Genomic DNA, 19606 nt, shown 5'->3' on the forward strand with positions numbered 1-19606 from the left:
TCAGCGCGCCTGTAACCCAGCCAGAATCTCCTGCTGGACATCTTCTATGCCGGACATACCATCCACCGTCAACAAAATCCCTGCTCGGCGATAATAATCTTCAAGCGGTGCCGTCTGTTGATGATAGGTATCCATCCGGCGACGGATTGTCTCTTCGTGATCATCATCACGCTGGGTCAGCTCACCAGAGCAGGCAGAACAGGAACCATCTTGCGCCGGAGGATCAAACTTGAGATGAAAGCCTTTCCCACAGTTTTTGCAGGTGCGACGACCGGTTAATCGCTCAACCAGTACGCTGACATTGACCTGCAAAGAAACAACGGCATCCAGTCCTTTCGTCAATTGAGTCAACGATTCATTGAGGGCATCAGCTTGAGGTACCGTCCGAGGAAATCCATCAAGGATAAAACCGTCGGCACAGTCAGGCTCCTGCAGTCGCTCATGGACAATTCCAACAACCACACTATCCGGGACCAGGTCACCGGCATCCATGTAAGCCTTTGCTGCAAGCCCCATGGGAGTTGATGCCTTGACTGCTGCGCGCAACATATCACCGGTAGAAATCTGCGGAATATTAAAGCGCTTTTCTAATAAAACAGACTGGGTACCTTTTCCTGCACCAGGAGGTCCAAGCAAAATCAAATTCATAACAAAAACCTAACCGTGGCGTCCCTTGAGGGTAACACCCTTCATAAAACCCTCGTACGAACGCGATATCAGATGGGCATCAATCTGTGCGGATGTATCCATGCCGACAGCAACAACAATGAGCAAAGCCGTACCACCAAAGAAAAATGGCACGTTCAATTGACTGATTAAGATTGTAGGCAACACACATACGGCTGATACGTAAATGGCACCTGCAAACGTTAAGCGACTCAAGACCGTATCAAGATAGGTCGCGGTCTCCTTACCGGGTCTAATCCCCGGGACAAAACCACCTTGATTCTTGATGTTTTCGGCTACGTTAACCGGGTTAAAGGTTATAGCCGTGTAGAAGTAGCAGAAGAAAACAATAAATGCAACATAAAATATATTGTAAACCAGATGCTCCGGCGACAAATAGGCGGAAACCTGCTGAACCCAGGGGGCATCGACAAAACTGGCAATGGTAGCAGGAAACATCATGATCGAACTGGCGAAGATTGGGGGTATAACCCCAGCCATGTTGATCTTCATGGGTAGATGGCTCGATTGGCCCCCCATATTGCGCATGCCGACAACACGTTTTGCATAATGAATCGGCACTCTACGCTGGGCTCGCTCCATGAAAACGATGGCACCCACGGTGGCAAGCATCAAGGCCAGAATAAAGATAATGACGGTTGGTGTCATCGCCCCGGTTTCGAGCAGCCGCAGGGTATTGACGATGGCCGAAGGCATTCCTGCCACAATACCGGCGAATATAATCAACGAAATACCGTTACCGATACCACGCTCAGTAATCTGCTCACCCAACCACATGACAAAGGCAGTTCCAGCGGTCAGGGTGATCACGGTCATCAGAATAAAACCGACTCCCGGATTCGGCACTACCGGTTCGCCGGCTGGACCAACCATCCCTTGAAGCCCATAAGCCATACCGGCGCCCTGGATGATGGCCAGAACAATTGTTCCGTAGCGGGTATATTCAGTAATCTTTTTACGCCCCTGCTCACCTTCCTTGGATAACTTTTCCAAGGGCTCATAAACCACCGTGAGCAGTTGCAGGATGATGGAGGCACTAATATAAGGCATGATGCCCAGTGCAAAAACAGCCATCATCTCAAGCGCACCGCCAGTGAAGGCACTGACGAGACCCAGGAGTGTTCCTTCAGTTCCGGCAAAGAACTGCGAGAGAACCTGTCCATCAATGCCCGGCGTAGGAACATGGCAACCAATGCGGTAAACTGCAAGAATAGTAAGGGTGAAAGCAATCCTGCGGCGTAGTTCCGGTATTGCCAGAATATTCTGTACAGTTGATAACATCAAATAACCTCAGCCTTACCACCTGCGGCTTCAATCTTTTCGACAGCTGCGCTGCTGAATTTATGGGCCTGGACGGTCAACGCCTTAGACAGTTCGCCATCGGCAAGGATCTTAATCCCATCCTTCATTTTCTTCACCAGGCCGGCCTTGCCATAGAGCTCAAGGGTGACGGTGGCATCGGCATCGAAACACTCCAGATCGCGCAGATTAACGAGGTTATAATCTTTCTTGTTAATCGAGGTAAATCCACGCTTGGGCAAACGACGCTGCAGGGGCATCTGTCCCCCCTCAAAGCCGGGCTTAATACTGCCGCCACTACGAGCCTTTTGACCTTTGTGACCCTTGCCGGCAGTTTTTCCTGTGCCGGAGCCTGGACCGCGACCGATACGTTTTCTATTTTTTGTTGAACCGGGAGCCGGTTTCAATTGACTTAAATCCATGTTACTGCCCTTTATTTTTGTAGTCAGTCCTCAACGACAACCATATGCTCAACCTTGCGGATCATCCCACGTATTTCCGGAGTATCCTGCAGTGTCACTGTCTGATTCAGGCGTCTAAACCCGAGGCCTTTGAGTACATTGGAAAAATAAGCCTTACGGCCAATAGGACTCTTTTTTAAGGTGACCTTAACTTCTGTCGCCATCCTGCATCTCCCTGTTTTCTTGCTTAAGCCTGGTTGATACCGCGACGTGCGTAAATCTCTTCAGGACTTTTAAGCATCTTTAAAGCATTAATAGTAGCTTTGACGACATTGTGCGGGTTGTTTGTGCCCAGACATTTAGTCAATACGTTACCAACCCCGACCGACTCAAGAACCGGTCGCACTGCGCCACCGGCAATAACCCCGGTACCCTCTGATGCGGGCTTAAGCAACACCCTGCCTGCTCCAAACTTGCCGACAACATCATAAGGGATAGTACTTCCCTGCTGGATCGGAACCCGGATCAGGCTTTTCTTGGCTTGCTCAACCGCCTTACGGATCGCTTCCGGCACTTCTTTGGCCTTACCAAGACCATAACCAACATGACCATCACCATCACCGACAACAACCAGGGCAGAAAAGCTGAATCGACGTCCACCTTTTACAACTTTGGCATTACGATTGATATGAATTACCCGGTCGGTCAATTTCAATTTATCTGGATCAATGCGCAGCACAGATCATCTCCTCTATAGTTTGAGTCCAGCTTCCCGTGCCGCATCGGCCAGAGCCTGAACGCGCCCCTGATACAGGAATCCATTTCGATCAAAAACAACATTGCTGATATTCTTTTCCAGTGCCTTGCGAGCAACAGCTGCGCCCACAACCTTTGCAGCTTCCACATTGCCCTTGTGGTTCATATCGATGCCGCTTTCTAACGTTGAGGCCGCCACTAAAGTAGCACCTGCAGTGTCATCAATAATCTGGGCATAAATATGATTTGCACTGCGAAAAACAGACAGCCTGGGGCGCTCACTTGTTCCACGAACTTTTTTACGCACGCGGGCTTGACGCTTGAGTCGTGCCTGACGTCTCATCTGAGAAACATTCACCGTCTTGCTCCTTGCTTTATAATCATCTATTTACCAGTTTTGCCGGCTTTACGCAGAATACGTTCATCGGCATACTTGATGCCTTTACCTTTGTAAGGTTCCGGGGCCCGGAAAGAGCGTATTTTGGCTGAGGTCGAACCAACCAGTTGCTTATCAATGCCGACAACGCTCAACTTGGTCTGCTTTTCAACTTCAACGGAGATACCTTCAGGCAGCTCATAAACCACCGGGTGGGAATAACCAAGCGACATGGTCAACACATTGCCACTGATTTCAGCCCGGTAACCAACACCATTGATTTCAAGGGCCTTTTTAAAGCCCTGAGAGACCCCTACTACCATATTATTGATCAGGGAACGGGTCAAACCATGCAATGCGAGATCGGTTTTTTCGTTACTGGGACGATTGACAATAATTTGCTCCGCCTCCACAGCAATCACCATGCGCTCATGCAATGATTGTTTCAATGTTCCTTTTGGCCCAGTCACGGTCATCTCATTTCCACTCAGAGAAACCTTTACTCCAGCAGGAATGGCAACTGGCAACTTTCCTATACGTGACATTTTGATACTCCTCGCTCTGCTTTACCAGATGGTACAGATAACTTCGCCACCAACATTCTCACGGCGCGCAGAGACGTCGTCCATGACACCCCTGGAGGTCGACAATATGGATACTCCGAGGCCATTTTTAACCCTGGGTATTTCATCCTTACTGACGTAGACGCGGCAACCAGGCTTTGAAATTCGCTTAATCTCATGAATAACAGGCGATTGGTTATCATCGTATTTCAGGAAGATACGCAGGATACCTTGTTTTTTATCACTAATGACTTTAAAATTTTTCAAATAACCCTGCTCATGCAATACCGTTGCAACCGCAACCTTCATATTGCTCGACGGCACATCAAGTTTTGCATGACCGGCCATGCCTGCATTACGAATGCGGGTCAGCAAATCTGCCATCGGATCTGTCATGGACATAAATGGTTCTCCTTAACGCTGTTACCAGCTGGACTTGACGACTCCGGGAATTTTTCCTTCGGACGCCAGTTTCCGCAGACAAATTCTGCACATATCAAACTTACGATAATAAGCACGTGGACGACCGCAAATCGGGCAGCGATTATACTGACGAACTCCGAACTTTTGGGTTCGTTGTGATTTAGCAATCATCGATTTCTTTGCCACAGTTTCCTCCGCTTCGGGTAATAACTATTTTCTGAACGGCATGCCAAGGCCGGACAAGAGAGCACGTCCTTCCTCGTCTGTTTTGGCCGTTGTAACAATGGTAATGTTCATTCCGGAAACCTTGGCAATAAGATCGAGATCGATTTCGGGAAAAATAAGTTGTTCGCGGATACCTAGGGTGTAATTACCACGACCATCAAAAGCCTTTGGTGAAATTCCCTTAAAGTCGCGAACACGTGGCAAGGCAACGTTAATAAGGCGATCGAGAAACTCCCAGGCCCGATCTTGGCGCAGGGTAACGCATGCTCCAATCGACATTTCTTCACGCAGCTTAAAGCTGGCGATCGACTTTCTTGCCTTAGTAATAACTGCCTTTTGTCCGGTAATCCGACCGAGCTCCTCAACTGCCGATTCGAGAAGCTTAGGGTTCTGAATCGCTTCCCCGAGTCCCATGTTAAGAACTACCTTCTCAATTCTTGGAACTTCCATCACATTTCTGTACTGGAATTCTTTCATCAGAGCCGGGACCTGCTCCTGAAGATGCATCTGCTTTAACCTGGCCATCAAGATCTCCGTTTACTTATCAACGCTCGCGTTACATTTCTTACAGTAACGGGTTTTATTACCATCTTCGAGTTTACGCACGCCGGTACGCGTCGGCTCATTACAGGAGCCGCAGACCAACATCACATTGGAAAGACTGATTGCAGCTTCTTTTTCAACAATGCCGCCCTCCGGGTTGAGCTGGCTCGGTCGCGTATGACGCTTCACAACGTTTAAACTTTCAACAATGACCCGCCCCTTGTCAGGCATAATGCGCAGCACCTTACCTGTCTTGCCACGCTCTTTGCCGGCGATAATCTTTACCATGTCATCTTTTTTGACATGCAGTTTAGCTATAGACATTACTTAATTTCTCCAGTGATAATTTACTACAGAACTTCCGGAGCCAGCGACGCGATTTTCACAAAATGGCGAGCGCGCAGTTCTCTGGCAACAGGGCCAAAAATACGGGTTCCGATCGGCTCATTACCATTATTGACAACTACAGCAGAGTTGGTGTCAAAACGGATAAAAGATCCATCCGGACGGGGCACCTCTTTGGTTGTCCGGACAATGACCGCACGCACAACGTCGCCCTTTTTAACTTTAGAATTTGGCAGAGCCTCTTTCACGCTGCATATGATGATATCGCCAACTCCGGCGTATTTGCGCTTGGAACCACCGGGAACCTTGATACAGCACAGTTTCTTGGCCCCGGAATTATCTGCCACGCTAAGCATGGATTGCATCTGGATCATGACATTAACTCCTACGCCGTAACGGCTTTCTCCAGTATCTGGCGCACACGCCACCGCTTGTCCTTGGACAAGGGTCTGGATTCAACTATAAGAACCTTATCACCGACGGAACAGCTGTTAGTCTCGTCGTGAGCTTTACAGGTAACTTTCCGCTTGATGATTTTTTTGTACATACTATGCTTAACCAGGTTATCCATCTTAACGACGACGGTTTTATCCATCTTGTCGCTGACAACGATTCCAACCCTGGTATTTCTCTTGCCGCGTTCTGTAACTTCTTGACTCATGTGGCCTCTCACTTAAGCTTGTTGCTTGCTGGACAGAAATGTCTTAACCCGAGCAATATCCTTGCGCACCTGGGACACTCTGGCTGAGTTCTCTAAGTGCCCGGTATGCAACTGAAAACGCAGATTAAATAATTCCTTATGCAGTTCGGTCTCTTTGGCACAAAGCTCATCGATACTGAGATCCTTAAATTCACTAGCCTTCATTGCCGTCCTCTCTCTTCACAAACCGGGTTTTCATCGGCAGCTTATGGGCACCAAGACGAAATGCCTCACGGGCGATTTCTTCGGTTACACCCTGCATTTCATAAAGGATATGTCCCGGCTTGACGACAGCTACCCATTTATCAAGGGAGCCTTTACCTTTACCCATACGAGTTTCAGCTGGCTTGCTGGTGACCGGCTTATGAGGAAACGCACGAATCCAGATTTTGCCGCCGCGTTTGATATAACGCGTCATGGCGCGACGTGCAGCTTCAATCTGACGGGATGACAACCAGCCACACTCAGTCGCCTGGAGCGCGTAATCACCGAAGCTCACTTCGGTACCACGAGTGGCCTGTCCGGTCATCCTGCCGGTAAATTGCTTTCTATGTTTCACCTTCTTGGGCATTAACATGATGTGTAACTCCTGATCAGCCCGCTGGCTGTTCTTTTTCCTTGCCTAGCACTTCACCTTTGAAAATGAGTACCTTCACTCCAATAATTCCGTAGGTCGTCTTTGCTTCAGCAAAACCGTAGTCAATGTCAGCGCGCAAGGTATGCAGTGGAACGCGACCCTCACGGTACCATTCGGTTCGACTCATCTCAGCACCACCGAGGCGACCGGAACAGGTGATCTTGATCCCTTTGGCCCCGAATTTCAAGGCCATTGTGACACTTCGTTTCATCGCCCGCCGGAAAGCAACCCGTCTCTCAAGTTGCAGAACCACGTTCTCAGCAACAAGTTGCGCATCAACTTCAGGCTTGCGAACCTCCTGAATATTAATAAAGCACTCATCATCGGTAATCTTGGCCAATTCTGCTTTCAAAACTTCAACTTCTGACCCTTTTTTACCAATAATAATACCCGGACGCGCAGCATAAATATTGATTTTGACTTTATTCGCAGCGCGCTCAAGCTCTATTTTGGAAATGCCCGCATGAAAAAGACGTTTCTTCAAAAATGCCCGAAGCTTCAAGTCTGCATGAAGTTTAGCTGCATAATCACCATCTGCATACCAGCGGGACTCCCAAGTCCGGTTGATACCCAGACGAAATCCTATCGGATGAACTTTCTGGCCCAAAGGGATACCTCCTCGAATTACTTGACGTTCAATACCACTGTAATGTGGCTGGTCGGTTTACGAATCCGGCTGGCACGCCCTTGAGCCCGCGGCATAAACCGCTTAAGCACTGGACCCTGATCAACCATAATCGATTTGACAAACAACTTGTCGACATCAGCTGCACCCAGCTGCTCTGCATTGGCCACTGCCGACTTGAGCAACTTGCTAACTATCGGAGCACTTTTCTGGGGAGAAAAGCGCAACAAGTTAAGAGCATCCTGAATATCCTTACCACGAATCATATCTACTACCAGTCGCGCCTTACGTGGAGAAAGACGGACATTTCGTAACTTAGCTTGTGCTTCCATTATTCGAAACTCCTGTCAGGATAGAAACTATCTGACCTTGCTTTTCTTGTCACTGCCATGGCCGTAGTAGGTACGGGTTGGCGCGAATTCACCGAGCTTATGACCAACCATATTTTCACTGACAAACACCGGCACAAATTTTTTGCCGTTGTGTACAGCAAAGGTCATACCAACGAATTCAGGAATAATTGTCGACCGCCGAGACCAGGTCTTGACTACCTTGGTGCGACTTGCATCGCCCTCAACTTCAACTTTACGCATCAATGATTCTTGTACGTAAGGTCCTTTTTTTACCGATCTTGCCACGTACGCCTCCTACAGGCTTATAAACTATTTTTTATTTCTACGACGAACAATAAAATTGTCAGTACGCTTGTTGGATCTGGTTTTGTAGCCTTTGGTTGGGACGCCCCAGGGAGTAACCGGATGCCGCCCACCGGAGCTCTTACCTTCACCACCACCATGGGGGTGATCAACCGGGTTCATGGCCACACCACGTGATTGTGGTCTTTTACCTAACCAACGATTACGGCCAGCCTTACCAATCTTGATTTTTTCGTGATCAAGATTTCCTACCTGACCAATAGTCGCGCGGCATTCCTGAAGTACCAGACGTACCTCGCCCGAAGGTAAACGCAACTGCGCATAACGACCTTCTTTTGCTGCGATCTGGGCGTAGGTACCGGCGCTACGTGCCAACTGTCCACCCTTGCCAACCTTGAGCTCAACATTGTGGACCCAGGTACCCAGGGGGATTGAGCGAATAGCAAGAGCGTTACCGGGACGAATATCTGCCCCCTCGCTGGCTATCACAGTATCACCTACATTGAGCCCTGATGGTGCCAGAATATAGCGCTTTTCACCATCAGCATAAAACAACAAGGCTATCCGGGCGCTACGGTTGGGGTCATATTCAACCGCTGCAACCTTAGCAGGAACTTCCATCTTGTCACGACGAAAATCAATGACGCGATACTGCTTTTTATGCCCGCCACCGGTGTGTCTCTTGGTAATGCGTCCAGCATTGTTACGGCCGCCACTACGCTTAATCGGTTCTAGTAATGATCTTTCCGGCTTGCTTTTGGTTATTTCTTCAAAAGTCGAGGACGTCATCTGACGACGCCCTGGAGAAGTCGGATTATATTTTCTGATGCCCATAATTAGCTACTCCATACCTGCTAAGCGTACTGATTAGACGCCGAAAAAATCGATGTCATTACCCTCTGCGAGGGTTACAAATGCCTTTTTCCAATTATTACGTTGCCCCAGGTTGGTACCCACACGCTTTACCTTGCCACGAACGACAGCAGTGTTAACGGTTTTGACCTTAACATCAAAAGCATCTTCAATAGCGCGTTTGATCTCAATTTTATTGGCACCACGCGCAACTTCAAAAGTTACGACACCGGAATCCTCTTTGAGCAGGTTCCCTTTTTCAGTGATCAAGGGCTTACGAATAATCTGATGCAGTGGTTTCATTGCTCCAATGCTCCTTCTACTTCTGTCACAGCCGCCTCTGTCATCATCAGATTCGGATATTTGAGAATATCATAGACATTGATGCCGGCGGCTCGCAGCACTTTGACTTTAGGTAGGTTGCGCGCGGACAGTTCCACATTTTTGTTTTCACTGTCAATAACAATCAGCGCACCTTCCAACTCAAAACGCTCAACGATCTGGCGGAATTCCTTCGTGCTGATCGCATCAAGCGAAAGCTCTTTGAGCAACAGTAACTTTTCAGCCTGGAAACGAGCTGAAAGGGCACTGCAAAGAGCAGCCTTCTTGACCTTACGATTCAGCTTGAAGGTAAAAGAACGGGGGCTCGGACCAAAGGCTACGCCACCACCAACAAAATGGGGAGCGCGAATTGTTCCTTGCCGGGCGTTACCAGTCCCCTTCTGGCGATAAGGCTTCTTGCCGCCACCGGATACGGCACTGCGGTTTTTAACCGCCGCCGTTCCCTGACGCCGGGCCGCGCGCTGATAACGAACCATGTCATGAAGCAAATAGGCTCTGACTTCAACATTAAAAACTGAATCCGACAGGGTACACTCACCTACCTGATTTTTATTCTGATCATACAAGGTTGCTGTTGCCATTATCTAACTCCTGAAGCTCCTGGCCTGCTAAGCCTTAATGCCTTTGCGAATCTCTACCAGTCCGTTTTTAGGGCCAGGAACAGCACCACAAACAAGAATAAGATTTTGTTCCGGTCTGACATCAACAACAACCAGATTCTGGGTAGTCGTTCGTTGATTACCCATCTGACCGGGCATCTTCTTGCCTTTTACGACCCTGGCTGGGGTAGCTGACTGACCAATAGAGCCGGTTCTGCGCTTAAACATGGAACCATGACTGGCGCGACCGCCAGAAAAACCCCAACGCTTAATAACGCCCTGAAACCCCTTACCCTTACTGGTAGCCGTCACATCAATCCGGTCTCCCGGCTTGAATATATCACAGGAAAACTGATCACCGACGGCACAGGTACCAGCCGTTTGAAATTCGCGGACAAAGGCAAAAGCACCTTGACCGGCCTTTTTAAAGTGACCCATTTCCGGCTTGTTGACGCGGTGTGCACTTTTGACACCAAAGCCGAGCTGGGCAGCATCGTAACCATCGGTACCGACAGTTTTCAGTTGCAGCACAGTGCAGGGACCGGCTTCAATAACCGTCACCGGAATGCGGCGCCCATCGGCCGCATATGTTTGCGACATCCCTATTTTTTTTCCTAACAATCCATTGATCATTGTCGTAGCCTTAATTTATCGCTTAAATAACAAACGCTTAGAGCTTAATTTCCACGTCTACACCTGCTGACAAATCGAGTTTCATCAGTGCGTCAACAGTCTGCTGAGTTGGGTCCATAATATCGAGCAGGCGCTTGTGAGTCCGGATTTCAAACTGCTCGCGACTCTTTTTATCGACATGGGGACCACGAAGCACACAGTATTTATTGATTATAGTGGGCAGAGGAATAGGGCCGACCAAGCGGGAACCAGTGCGTTTGGTCGTATCAACAATCTCTGCTACAGCCTGATCCAGCAGGCTGTGATCATAGGCCTTCAGGCGAATTCTGATTTTTTGTGTAGACATCTGTTTTCCTCAGTTTTTTATTGTTACTCAATCACTTCACTGACAACGCCGGCGCCGACAGTACGGCCACCTTCGCGGATTGCAAAGCGCAACTCTTTATCCATCGCAATCGGGGTGATCAGATCAACCGTCATAGCGATGTTATCGCCCGGCATGACCATCTCAACGCCTTCCGGCAGCTCGACAATCCCGGTCACGTCGGTGGTCCGGAAATAGAACTGGGGACGGTAGCCTTTGAAGAAGGGGGTATGACGTCCTCCTTCTTCCTTGGTCAGGATGTAGGCTTCGGCCTTGAACTTGGTGTGCGGGGTGATACTGCCGGGCTTGGCCAGCACTTGGCCACGCTCGATATCTTCACGCTTGACGCCGCGCAACAGGATGCCGACATTGTCGCCGGCCTGCCCCTGATCGAGCAGCTTGCGGAACATCTCGACGCCGGTAACAACCGTCTTGACGGTGGGCTTCATGCCGACGATGGCAACTTCTTCCTGCACCTTGATGATGCCGCGCTCGATCCGCCCGGTGGCAACAGTACCACGGCCGGAGATGGAGAAGACATCTTCAACCGGCATCAGGAACGGACGGTCAATCGCCCGCTCGGGCTCGGGGATGTAGCTGTCAACGGCGTCCATCAGCTCGAGAACCTTGTTCTTGCCGATCTCGTCGTCACGCCCTTCGAGGGCGGCCAGGGCACTGCCGGCGATGATCGGAATATCATCACCAGGGAAATCGTAGCTGGACAGCAGCTCGCGAATTTCCATATCGACCAGCTCAAGCAGTTCTTCGTCATCAACCATGTCGGCTTTGTTCAAAAAGACAACCATCGCCGGTACGCCAACCTGACGGGCGAGCAGGATGTGCTCACGGGTCTGGGGCATCGGGCCGTCGGCGGCTGAAACAACCAGAATGGCGCCGTCCATCTGCGCGGCTCCGGTGATCATGTTCTTGACATAGTCGGCGTGACCGGGGCAGTCAACGTGAGCATAGTGACGGTTCTCGGTCTCGTACTCAACGTGGGCGGTGGCGATGGTGATACCACGCTCGCGCTCTTCGGGGGCGTTGTCGATCTGGTCAAAGGCTTTGACCTCACCTTTGCCCATCTTCTCTGCCAGAACCCTGGTGATCGCAGCGGTCAGGGTGGTCTTGCCATGGTCGACGTGACCAATTGTTCCAACGTTAACGTGCGGCTTTAACCGCTCAAATTTTGCCTTCGCCATTGTAAACTCCTCTAGCCATTAACCTTGGCAATAACTTCTTCACTGATCGCTTTTGGTACCTGCTCATAATGATCAAACACCATCGTATAGGTCGCACGACCCTGGGTAGCACTGCGCAAATCGGTAGCATAGCCGAACATGCTCGACAAGGGGACGTGGGCACTAACAACCTGGGCCCCAGCGCGAGAGTCCATCCCCATGATGCGTCCACGACGACTGTTCAAATCACCGATGACATCACCCATGTATTCTTCCGGGACGACAACCTCAACCGCCATAATCGGCTCGAGCAGTGCCGGCGCAGCCTTTTTGGCCCCTTCTTTAAAGCCCATGGATCCGGCAATCTTAAATGCCATTTCCGAGGAGTCAACATCATGATAAGAACCATCGAAAACAGCAACACGCACATCAACGATCGGGAAACCAGCCAGAACACCATTCTGAGCTGCTTCTTCTGCACCTTTACCGACCGCCGGAATATACTCGCGCGGGATCACTCCACCCTTGATTTCATCAATAAAGGTAAAGCCCTCGCCCGGCTCGCCCGGCTCGATCCGCAACCAGCAATCACCGTACTGACCACGACCACCAGACTGGCGCACGAATTTGCCCTGAACCTGAACAGATTTGGTAATCGATTCACGGTAGGCAACCTGCGGGGCACCAACATTGCACTCGACCTTGAACTCACGCTTCATGCGATCAACAATGATTTCCAAGTGCAATTCGCCCATACCGGAAAGAATGGTCTGGCCGGTTTCTTCATCGGTACGAACCCGCATGGACGGATCCTCAGACAAGAGCTTGCCCAGGGCCACACCCATCTTCTCCTGATCAGCCTTGGTCTTGGGTTCTACCGAGAGGTGAATAACCGGCTCGGGAAACTCCATCGACTCCAGCAGGGCCGGATGCTCGGGACTACAAAGGGTATCGCCGGTGGTTGTATGTTTCAAACCGACGGCGGCAGCAATATCTCCAGCAAATACCTGCTTAACTTCTTCACGCTTATTGGCGTGCATCTTGAGCAGGCGGCCGAAGCGCTCTTTCTTGCCCTTGGTGGAATTCAGAACGGTCGAACCGGATTCAGCAATCCCGGAATAAACGCGGAAAAAACTCAACTGACCAACAAAGGGGTCGGTCATAATTTTAAATGCCAGCGCGGCAAAAGGAGCGTCGTCGGCAGCTGGGCGCTCCAGTTCGGCGCCGGTATCGGGATGCAACCCCTTGATGGGCGGCACATCAACCGGAGAAGGCATATAATCAACGACAGCATCCAGCAGGGTCTGAACCCCCTTATTTTTGAATGCGCTGCCACACAACACCGGACAGAAGTGAATATTTTTCATTCCCTGGCGAATAGCTGCCTTGATTTCGTCGAGGCTCAAGGACTCGCCAGCCAGATATTTCTCCATCAGAACATCATCGTGGGAAGAAATCTCTTCGAGCAGGGCTTCACGGGCGGCTTCAACCTCGTCAGCCATTTCAGCCGGGATATCGATAATGTCATACTTGGCACCAAGAGATTCATCATCCCACACCAGCGCCTTCATAGTAACCAGATCGACCAGGCCACGGAAGTTCTCCTCCGACCCGATGGGCAATTGCAGCGGTAGCGGATTGGCACCGAGGCGCTCGCGGATCATCGCTACACCACGATTGAAATCAGCACCGATGCGATCCATCTTGTTAACAAATGCGATACGGGGAACGCCGTACTTGTCGGCCTGACGCCAGACCGTCTCAGATTGGGGCTCAACGCCACCAACAGAACAGAAGACTGCAACGGCACCATCGAGGACCTTGAGGGAGCGTTCCACTTCGATCGTAAAATCCACGTGGCCGGGAGTATCGATAATATTGATACGATGGTCTTTCCAGAAACAGGTGGTAGCCGCGGAGGTGATAGTAATCCCGCGCTCCTGCTCCTGCTCCATCCAGTCCATGGTCGCAGCACCATCGTGGACTTCACCGAGCTTATGGGATACTCCAGTGTAAAAAAGAATCCGCTCAGTTGTTGTTGTTTTACCGGCGTCAATATGGGCCATGATGCCGATATTACGCGTTCTATTCAGTGGTACTAAACGAGCCACAATCTATCTCCTAATGACAACCGGGCCTACCAGCGATAATGAGCAAAGGCCTTATTGGCTTCAGCCATTCGATGGGTATCTTCACGCTTCTTGACTGCAGTGCCACGATTGTTGGATGCATCAAGGAACTCACCTGCCAAGCGCTCACACATGGTTTTCTCACTACGCCCCTTGGCGTAGGTCACCAACCAGCGCATCGCCAGAGCTGTACGTCGTGACGGACTCACCTCAACCGGCACCTGATAAGTCGAACCGCCAACCCGGCGGGATTTGACCTCAAGCATGGGGCGGACGTTGTCCATTGCTGTTTTGAATACGTCAAGCGGGTTATTGCCGCTGCGCTCAGCAACAATATCAAAAGCGCCGTAAACGATCTGCTCGGCGGTGCTCTTCTTGCCGTCGACCATGACGTTATTAACAAACTTGGCAACCAACTGATCGCCAAACTTGGGATCAGGCAGAATTACACGCTTGGGAACTTCTCTTCTTCTTGGCATAAGGTCCTCTTCTTCCGACTTTGTTTACTTCGGGCGCTTGGCGCCGTACTTGGAACGTCCCTGCTTACGATCTTTAACACCGGCAAGGTCAAGGGTTCCACGCACAATATGATAACGCACACCTGGCAAGTCTTTTACCCGGCCACCCCTGATCAGGACCACAGAGTGCTCCTGCAGATTGTGACCGACCCCCGGGATATAAGAGGTTACGACCATGCCGTTGGTCAACCGAACACGCGCAACTTTACGCAACGCCGAGTTGGGTTTCTTTGGTGTTGTTGTATAAACCCGCGTACAGACTCCACGCCGCTGAGGACAGGATTTTAACGCCGGAGAGCTGGACTTGACCACTCTCTTTTGACGTCCGTTGCGAATCAGCTGGTTAATTGTTGGCATCTTGTTGCTCCCAATTTTTTATCATCATTTCAATCACCTATTTACCAAGCTTTCCGCGAGGAAAACTCGCAGACATTATCAATCGGCCCATGCTTTGTCAAGCTCTTTTATTCCCGGCTTGCTTTTTTGCAAGCCGTTTTGCAGCTAAAAAGACCGCAAGACCTTCAGTCCTCCAGCTCCTCTGTGTCTTCCGTCTCAGACTCATCTATTTCAAGGGGTGCCTCTAGCTTGACTTCAGGCTCTGGAGTCTTGAGCTCTGCGGCCCGGTACTTGGCCACACCGGTTCCTGCTGGAATCAAGCGGCCCATGATGACGTTCTCCTTGAGACCATGCAGCACATCAACCTTACCTTGAATCGATGCCTGGGTAAGGACTTTGGTGGTCTCCTGGAAGGAGGCTGCTGAAATAAAGGATTCCGTTGACAATGACGCCTTGGTTATACCCAGCATGATCGGTTCACCAATAGCAGGTTGCCCATCGGCAGCCAGAACCCGTGCATTCTCTTCTTCAAATACCCAGCGATCAATCTGATCGTCACTCAAGAAAACAGTATCACCGACATCATTAATCTGGACCCGCCGCAACATCTGACGCACGATGGTCTCAATATGCTTGTCATTAATCTTAACCCCCTGCAGGCGGTAGACCTCCTGCACCTCGTCAACCAGATACTTGGAGAGCTCTTTGCTGCCAAGAACCCGCAGGATATCATGGGGGTTACTGGAGCCATCGACCAGTTCCTCACCGGCATGAAGATAATCCCCTTCATGAACAGAAATGTGCTTGCCTTTAGGAATCAGATATTCCACCGGCTCGCCCACCTCAGGAGTAACAATCACTTTACGCTTGCCTTTGGCATCCTTACCGTAGCTGACAACCCCATCGACCTCCGAGATAACCGCCACCTCTTTGGGCTTACGGGCCTCAAAAAGTTCAGCAACGCGCGGTAGCCCGCCGGTAATGTCCTTGGTTTTGGTGGTTTCACGCGGAATTTTCGCCAGAATGGCACCGGGACGCAACGGCACGCCTTCTTCAACAGCGATATTGGCACCAACCGGCAGCATATAGCGCGCCGGCCCGCCATTTGGCAGTTTGCCGGTCTTGCCGTCTTCACCCTTGATGGTTATTCGCGGGCGTTTGTCAGCCGAACGTGACTCGATGATTACCTTGCGCGACAGGCCGGTCACTTCATCGACCTGTTCTTCCATGGTGACCCCCTCAATGATATCTCCATAACGCACGGTCCCGCCAACCTCGGTAACAATCGGCACCGTGTAGGGATCCCACTCAGCCAGGATATCGCCGGTCTTGACCGATGCTCCTTCCTGACGGGTCAGGTGGGCACCATAGACCAGGGAATAACGTTCACGCTCCCGTCCGGCCTCATCAATAACAGCGACTTCACCCTTGCGGTTCATTACTACCGGCAAACCGGCCTCATCATCAACGGTATTGAGATTGATAAATTTCAGGGTACCATCGTAGCGGGCTTCCAGCGCTGTCTGCTCCGCACGGCGTGAAGCCGCACCGCCGATATGAAAGGTTCTCATGGTCAGCTGGGTGCCAGGTTCGCCGATAGACTGGGCAGCAATAACACCAACCGCCTCACCAAGATTGACCAGGTGACCGCGGGCCAGATCCCGTCCATAGCACAGGGCACAGATACCGCGCTTGCTCTTACAGGTCAGCACCGAACGGATTTTGACGCGCTCCAGACCGGCATTTTCGATTCGGGCAACGCCAGCCTCATCAATCATATGGTTGGCTTCAACCAGCACCTCGTCGGTAACCGGATCGACAACATCATCCAAAGTCACACGACCAAGGATACGATCACCAAGTCGTTCGATGACCTCGCCCCCCTCAGTCTGGGAAGCGACCTCAATCCCATCAAGGGTATCGCAATCCTGCTCAGTGATGATGGCATCCTGCGCTACATCAACCAGGCGCCGGGTCAGATACCCGGAGTTAGCCGTTTTCAACGCCGTATCAGCCAGACCCTTCCGTGCACCGTGGGTTGAAATAAAGTACTGCAGAACCGTCAGACCTTCCCGGAAGTTAGCGGTAATCGGCGTTTCAATGATGGATCCGTCGGGCTTGGCCATCAAACCGCGCATACCTGCCAACTGCCGAATCTGCTGAGCACTACCACGCGCTCCCGAATCAGCCATCATGTGGATAGCATTGAAGGATGGTACGGTAACGGTCTCACCTTCTTCAGAAACAAGCTTGTCGACAGCAATATTGCCAAGCATGATGCCGGCGATATCTTCAGTACACTTGGCCCAGATATCGATGACTTTGTTATAGCGCTCGCCATCGGTAATCAGACCTTCAGTGTATTGCTGCTGAATGTCCTTAACCTCGTCCGCCGCGACACTGATGCGGTCCTCCTTGGAGGCGGGAATTTCCATATCGTCCAGACAGATGGAAACCCCGGCGATGGTTGAGTAGCGAAAGCCGGTTTCCTTGATTTTGTCTGCCAGAATAACCGTTTCTTTGGTGCCGGCCAGGCGGAAACTGACATCAATCAGCTGAGCCACCTGCTTCTTGCCCATCACCAGATTGACATGCTTGTACGGGATAACCGCCGGAACAACCTCGCGCAGCAGAATCCGACCGACGGTTGTTTTGATTAACTGCAGCGGAGCTCCATCCTCTTCTGCCATGCGCACCTTGATGCCGGCTTGAAGATCGGCCTCACCGGCGTCATAGGCCATACGCACTTCTTCCGGTGAAACAAATATCTTACCGGAACCAATAACAAAGGGCCGCTCTCTGGTCATATAATAAAGACCCAGAACCATATCCTGGGACGGTACGATAATTGGCTGGCCGCTGGCCGGTGAGAGGATGTTGTTGGTTGACATCATCAGCACCCGCGCCTCTATCTGGCTTTCGATGGACAAGGGCAGATGGACAGCCATCTGATCGCCGTCAAAGTCAGCATTGAAGGCAGTACAAACCAGCGGATGCAACTGGATCGCCTTCCCTTCTATCAGTACCGGCTCAAACGCCTGAATACCGAGACGGTGCAGGGTCGGTGCACGGTTGAGCATGACCGGATGCTCCTTGATGACCTCTTCAAGGACATCCCAGACTTCTGCTTTCTCTTTTTCCACCATCTTCTTGGCGCTCTTGATGGTAGTGGACAGACCGCGCTCTTCAAGTTTCTGATAGATAAACGGCTTGAACAGCTCCAGCGCCATTTTTTTCGGCAAGCCACACTGATGAAGCTTCAGCTCGGGACCAACAACGATAACCGAACGACCGGAATAGTCGACCCGCTTACCAAGCAGGTTCTGGCGGAACCGCCCGCCTTTCCCCTTAAGCATATCTGACAGGGATTTGAGCGGCCGCTTGCTCGGCCCGGTGATAGCACGACCACGACGGCCGTTATCAAACAGCGCATCCACCGATTCCTGTAGCATGCGTTTTTCGTTACGTACGATCACTTCAGGAGCGCGTAATTCCATCAGACGCTTGAGACGATTGTTGCGGTTGATCACCCTCCGGTAGAGATCATTGAGATCCGAGGTGGCAAAACGTCCACCATCGAGGGGCACCAACGGCCGCAATTCAGGGGGCAAAACCGGGATGGTTTCAAGAATCATCCACTCAGCCTGATTACCACTCTGCCGGAACGCGTTAACAACCTTTAAACGCTTGGAAACCTTTTTGCGCTTAGCCTCGCTGGTCGCCTCTTTCATCTCCAGGCGTAACTGTTCGCCAATCTCTTCCATGTCGAGCTCGGCCAGCAATTCACGCACCGCCTCGGCACCCATGCCGGCAACAAACTGCCCGGCGAACTCATCCATCGCCTCATGGTATTTGTCGTCGGGCAACAATTGTCCCTTGACCAGCGGAGTGTCGCCGGCATCAAGAACGACATAAGCCTCAAAATAAAGAACCTTTTCCAGATCCTTAAGGGTCATGTCAAGCAAGGCGCCGATGCGTGACGGCAATGACTTCAAAAACCAGATATGCGCAACCGGACAGGCGAGATCAATGTGGCCGAGGCGCTCGCGCCGTACTTTGCTCGGGATAACCTCTACCCCACATTTTTCACAGACAATACCGCGATGCTTCATGCGCTTGTATTTGCCGCAATTGCATTCGTAGTCCTTGATCGGACCAAAAATCTTGGCACAGAACAGACCGTCACGCTCCGGCTTGAAGGTTCGATAGTTAATGGTTTCCGGCTTTTTTACCTCACCGAAGGAACGCTCGCGGATTTTATCCGGAGAGGCCAATGATAAACGGATTGAATTAAAGCTCAACGGATCTTTCGGGCGCTCAAAGAGACTGAAAATATCTTCCAAAACGCATCCTCCTTGTTGGACGAGTGCTTGGGTTTCTGTAAATTCTATATAATCAAAAGCCGGTTAAAACCGCCCT

At 50.9% G+C, this 19606-nt stretch carries 28 protein-coding genes; all 28 read right to left on the bottom strand.

What is annotated here, in order from left to right; translation table 11 throughout:
- A complete protein-coding gene (locus tag ICT70_RS05940) occupies positions 1 to 648 on the bottom strand; it encodes an adenylate kinase (protein ID WP_191154483.1) in 648 nt (215 codons plus the stop codon).
- 9 nt (positions 649 to 657) lie between these two features.
- Entirely contained in the window at positions 658 to 1968 is a 1311-nt protein-coding gene (gene secY / locus ICT70_RS05945; protein WP_191154484.1) for a preprotein translocase subunit SecY, read from the bottom strand.
- Positions 1968 to 2408 carry a 50S ribosomal protein L15 gene (gene rplO / locus ICT70_RS05950; protein ID WP_191154485.1) on the bottom strand — a complete coding sequence of 147 codons (441 nt, stop codon included), beginning with the start codon at positions 2406 to 2408 and terminating at the stop codon, positions 1968 to 1970. The genes secY and rplO overlap by 1 nt, the downstream gene beginning before the upstream one ends.
- A 23-nt stretch (positions 2409 to 2431) precedes the next feature.
- Complete coding sequence (gene rpmD, locus ICT70_RS05955; protein WP_191154486.1) at positions 2432 to 2611, bottom strand: 50S ribosomal protein L30; 180 nt, start codon at positions 2609 to 2611, stop codon at positions 2432 to 2434.
- Positions 2612 to 2634: 23 nt separating this feature from the next.
- Positions 2635 to 3126 carry a 30S ribosomal protein S5 gene (gene rpsE, locus ICT70_RS05960; protein WP_191154487.1) on the bottom strand — a complete coding sequence of 164 codons (492 nt, stop codon included), beginning with the start codon at positions 3124 to 3126 and terminating at the stop codon, positions 2635 to 2637.
- 12 nt (positions 3127 to 3138) lie between these two features.
- On the bottom strand, positions 3139 to 3486 hold the full coding sequence (rplR, locus tag ICT70_RS05965) for a 50S ribosomal protein L18 (RefSeq protein ID WP_191154631.1): 348 nt from the start codon (positions 3484 to 3486) through the stop codon (positions 3139 to 3141).
- A gap of 41 nt (positions 3487 to 3527) precedes the next feature.
- Positions 3528 to 4064, bottom strand: a complete 537-nt coding sequence (gene rplF, locus ICT70_RS05970; RefSeq protein WP_191154488.1) for a 50S ribosomal protein L6 — start codon at positions 4062 to 4064, stop codon at positions 3528 to 3530.
- 21 nt (positions 4065 to 4085) lie between these two features.
- Entirely contained in the window at positions 4086 to 4484 is a 399-nt protein-coding gene (rpsH, locus tag ICT70_RS05975) for a 30S ribosomal protein S8 (protein ID WP_191154489.1), read from the bottom strand.
- A gap of 21 nt (positions 4485 to 4505) precedes the next feature.
- Positions 4506 to 4691: a type Z 30S ribosomal protein S14 gene (locus ICT70_RS05980; RefSeq protein ID WP_191154490.1), complete on the bottom strand. Its 186-nt coding sequence runs from the start codon at positions 4689 to 4691 to the stop codon at positions 4506 to 4508.
- A 24-nt stretch (positions 4692 to 4715) separates the two neighbouring features.
- Positions 4716 to 5255 carry a 50S ribosomal protein L5 gene (rplE, locus tag ICT70_RS05985; protein ID WP_191154491.1) on the bottom strand — a complete coding sequence of 180 codons (540 nt, stop codon included), beginning with the start codon at positions 5253 to 5255 and terminating at the stop codon, positions 4716 to 4718.
- 12 nt (positions 5256 to 5267) lie between these two features.
- Positions 5268 to 5597 (bottom strand): 50S ribosomal protein L24, encoded by a 330-nt coding sequence (gene rplX / locus ICT70_RS05990; protein ID WP_475597753.1) that lies wholly within the window; start codon positions 5595 to 5597, stop codon positions 5268 to 5270.
- A gap of 26 nt (positions 5598 to 5623) precedes the next feature.
- A complete protein-coding gene (gene rplN, locus ICT70_RS05995) occupies positions 5624 to 5992 on the bottom strand; it encodes a 50S ribosomal protein L14 (RefSeq protein ID WP_191154492.1) in 369 nt (122 codons plus the stop codon).
- A gap of 11 nt (positions 5993 to 6003) precedes the next feature.
- A complete protein-coding gene (rpsQ, locus tag ICT70_RS06000) occupies positions 6004 to 6279 on the bottom strand; it encodes a 30S ribosomal protein S17 (RefSeq protein WP_191154493.1) in 276 nt (91 codons plus the stop codon).
- Positions 6280 to 6291: 12 nt separating this feature from the next.
- On the bottom strand, positions 6292 to 6483 hold the full coding sequence (gene rpmC / locus ICT70_RS06005; protein ID WP_191154494.1) for a 50S ribosomal protein L29: 192 nt from the start codon (positions 6481 to 6483) through the stop codon (positions 6292 to 6294).
- Positions 6473 to 6895 carry a 50S ribosomal protein L16 gene (rplP, locus tag ICT70_RS06010; protein ID WP_191154495.1) on the bottom strand — a complete coding sequence of 141 codons (423 nt, stop codon included), beginning with the start codon at positions 6893 to 6895 and terminating at the stop codon, positions 6473 to 6475. Before rplP ends, rpmC begins: the two co-directional genes overlap by 11 nt.
- A 16-nt stretch (positions 6896 to 6911) precedes the next feature.
- The gene (gene rpsC, locus ICT70_RS06015; RefSeq protein WP_191154496.1) at positions 6912 to 7562 is read right to left on the bottom strand and encodes a 30S ribosomal protein S3; all 651 of its coding nucleotides are present in this window, start codon (positions 7560 to 7562) and stop codon (positions 6912 to 6914) included.
- A gap of 17 nt (positions 7563 to 7579) precedes the next feature.
- Entirely contained in the window at positions 7580 to 7912 is a 333-nt protein-coding gene (rplV, locus tag ICT70_RS06020; protein ID WP_191154497.1) for a 50S ribosomal protein L22, read from the bottom strand.
- 27 nt (positions 7913 to 7939) lie between these two features.
- Complete coding sequence (rpsS, locus tag ICT70_RS06025) at positions 7940 to 8218, bottom strand: 30S ribosomal protein S19 (RefSeq protein ID WP_191154498.1); 279 nt, start codon at positions 8216 to 8218, stop codon at positions 7940 to 7942.
- A gap of 24 nt (positions 8219 to 8242) precedes the next feature.
- Positions 8243 to 9070: a 50S ribosomal protein L2 gene (gene rplB, locus ICT70_RS06030; RefSeq protein ID WP_191154499.1), complete on the bottom strand. Its 828-nt coding sequence runs from the start codon at positions 9068 to 9070 to the stop codon at positions 8243 to 8245.
- 33 nt (positions 9071 to 9103) lie between these two features.
- Positions 9104 to 9391 carry a 50S ribosomal protein L23 gene (locus ICT70_RS06035; RefSeq protein ID WP_191154500.1) on the bottom strand — a complete coding sequence of 96 codons (288 nt, stop codon included), beginning with the start codon at positions 9389 to 9391 and terminating at the stop codon, positions 9104 to 9106.
- Entirely contained in the window at positions 9388 to 10011 is a 624-nt protein-coding gene (gene rplD, locus ICT70_RS06040; protein ID WP_191154501.1) for a 50S ribosomal protein L4, read from the bottom strand. Before rplD ends, ICT70_RS06035 begins: the two co-directional genes overlap by 4 nt.
- Positions 10012 to 10038: 27 nt before the next feature.
- Positions 10039 to 10662, bottom strand: a complete 624-nt coding sequence (gene rplC, locus ICT70_RS06045; RefSeq protein WP_191154502.1) for a 50S ribosomal protein L3 — start codon at positions 10660 to 10662, stop codon at positions 10039 to 10041.
- A gap of 37 nt (positions 10663 to 10699) precedes the next feature.
- Positions 10700 to 11008, bottom strand: a complete 309-nt coding sequence (gene rpsJ, locus ICT70_RS06050) for a 30S ribosomal protein S10 (RefSeq protein WP_191154503.1) — start codon at positions 11006 to 11008, stop codon at positions 10700 to 10702.
- A 23-nt stretch (positions 11009 to 11031) separates the two neighbouring features.
- Positions 11032 to 12225 (bottom strand): elongation factor Tu, encoded by a 1194-nt coding sequence (gene tuf, locus ICT70_RS06055; RefSeq protein ID WP_191154504.1) that lies wholly within the window; start codon positions 12223 to 12225, stop codon positions 11032 to 11034.
- Between the two features lie 11 nt (positions 12226 to 12236).
- Positions 12237 to 14315 (bottom strand): elongation factor G, encoded by a 2079-nt coding sequence (fusA, locus tag ICT70_RS06060; RefSeq protein WP_191154505.1) that lies wholly within the window; start codon positions 14313 to 14315, stop codon positions 12237 to 12239.
- 26 nt (positions 14316 to 14341) lie between these two features.
- On the bottom strand, positions 14342 to 14812 hold the full coding sequence (gene rpsG / locus ICT70_RS06065) for a 30S ribosomal protein S7 (protein ID WP_191154506.1): 471 nt from the start codon (positions 14810 to 14812) through the stop codon (positions 14342 to 14344).
- Positions 14813 to 14836: 24 nt separating this feature from the next.
- Positions 14837 to 15208 (bottom strand): 30S ribosomal protein S12, encoded by a 372-nt coding sequence (gene rpsL, locus ICT70_RS06070; RefSeq protein ID WP_191154507.1) that lies wholly within the window; start codon positions 15206 to 15208, stop codon positions 14837 to 14839.
- 164 nt (positions 15209 to 15372) lie between these two features.
- Positions 15373 to 19530, bottom strand: coding sequence for a DNA-directed RNA polymerase subunit beta' (gene rpoC / locus ICT70_RS06075; protein ID WP_191154508.1), 4158 nt, complete (start codon positions 19528 to 19530; stop codon positions 15373 to 15375).
- Positions 19531 to 19606: the final 76 nt, after the last annotated feature.

Source organism: Pelovirga terrestris (genome assembly GCF_014773365.1).
Lineage (GTDB): Bacteria > Desulfobacterota > Desulfuromonadia > Desulfuromonadales > Geopsychrobacteraceae > Pelovirga > Pelovirga terrestris.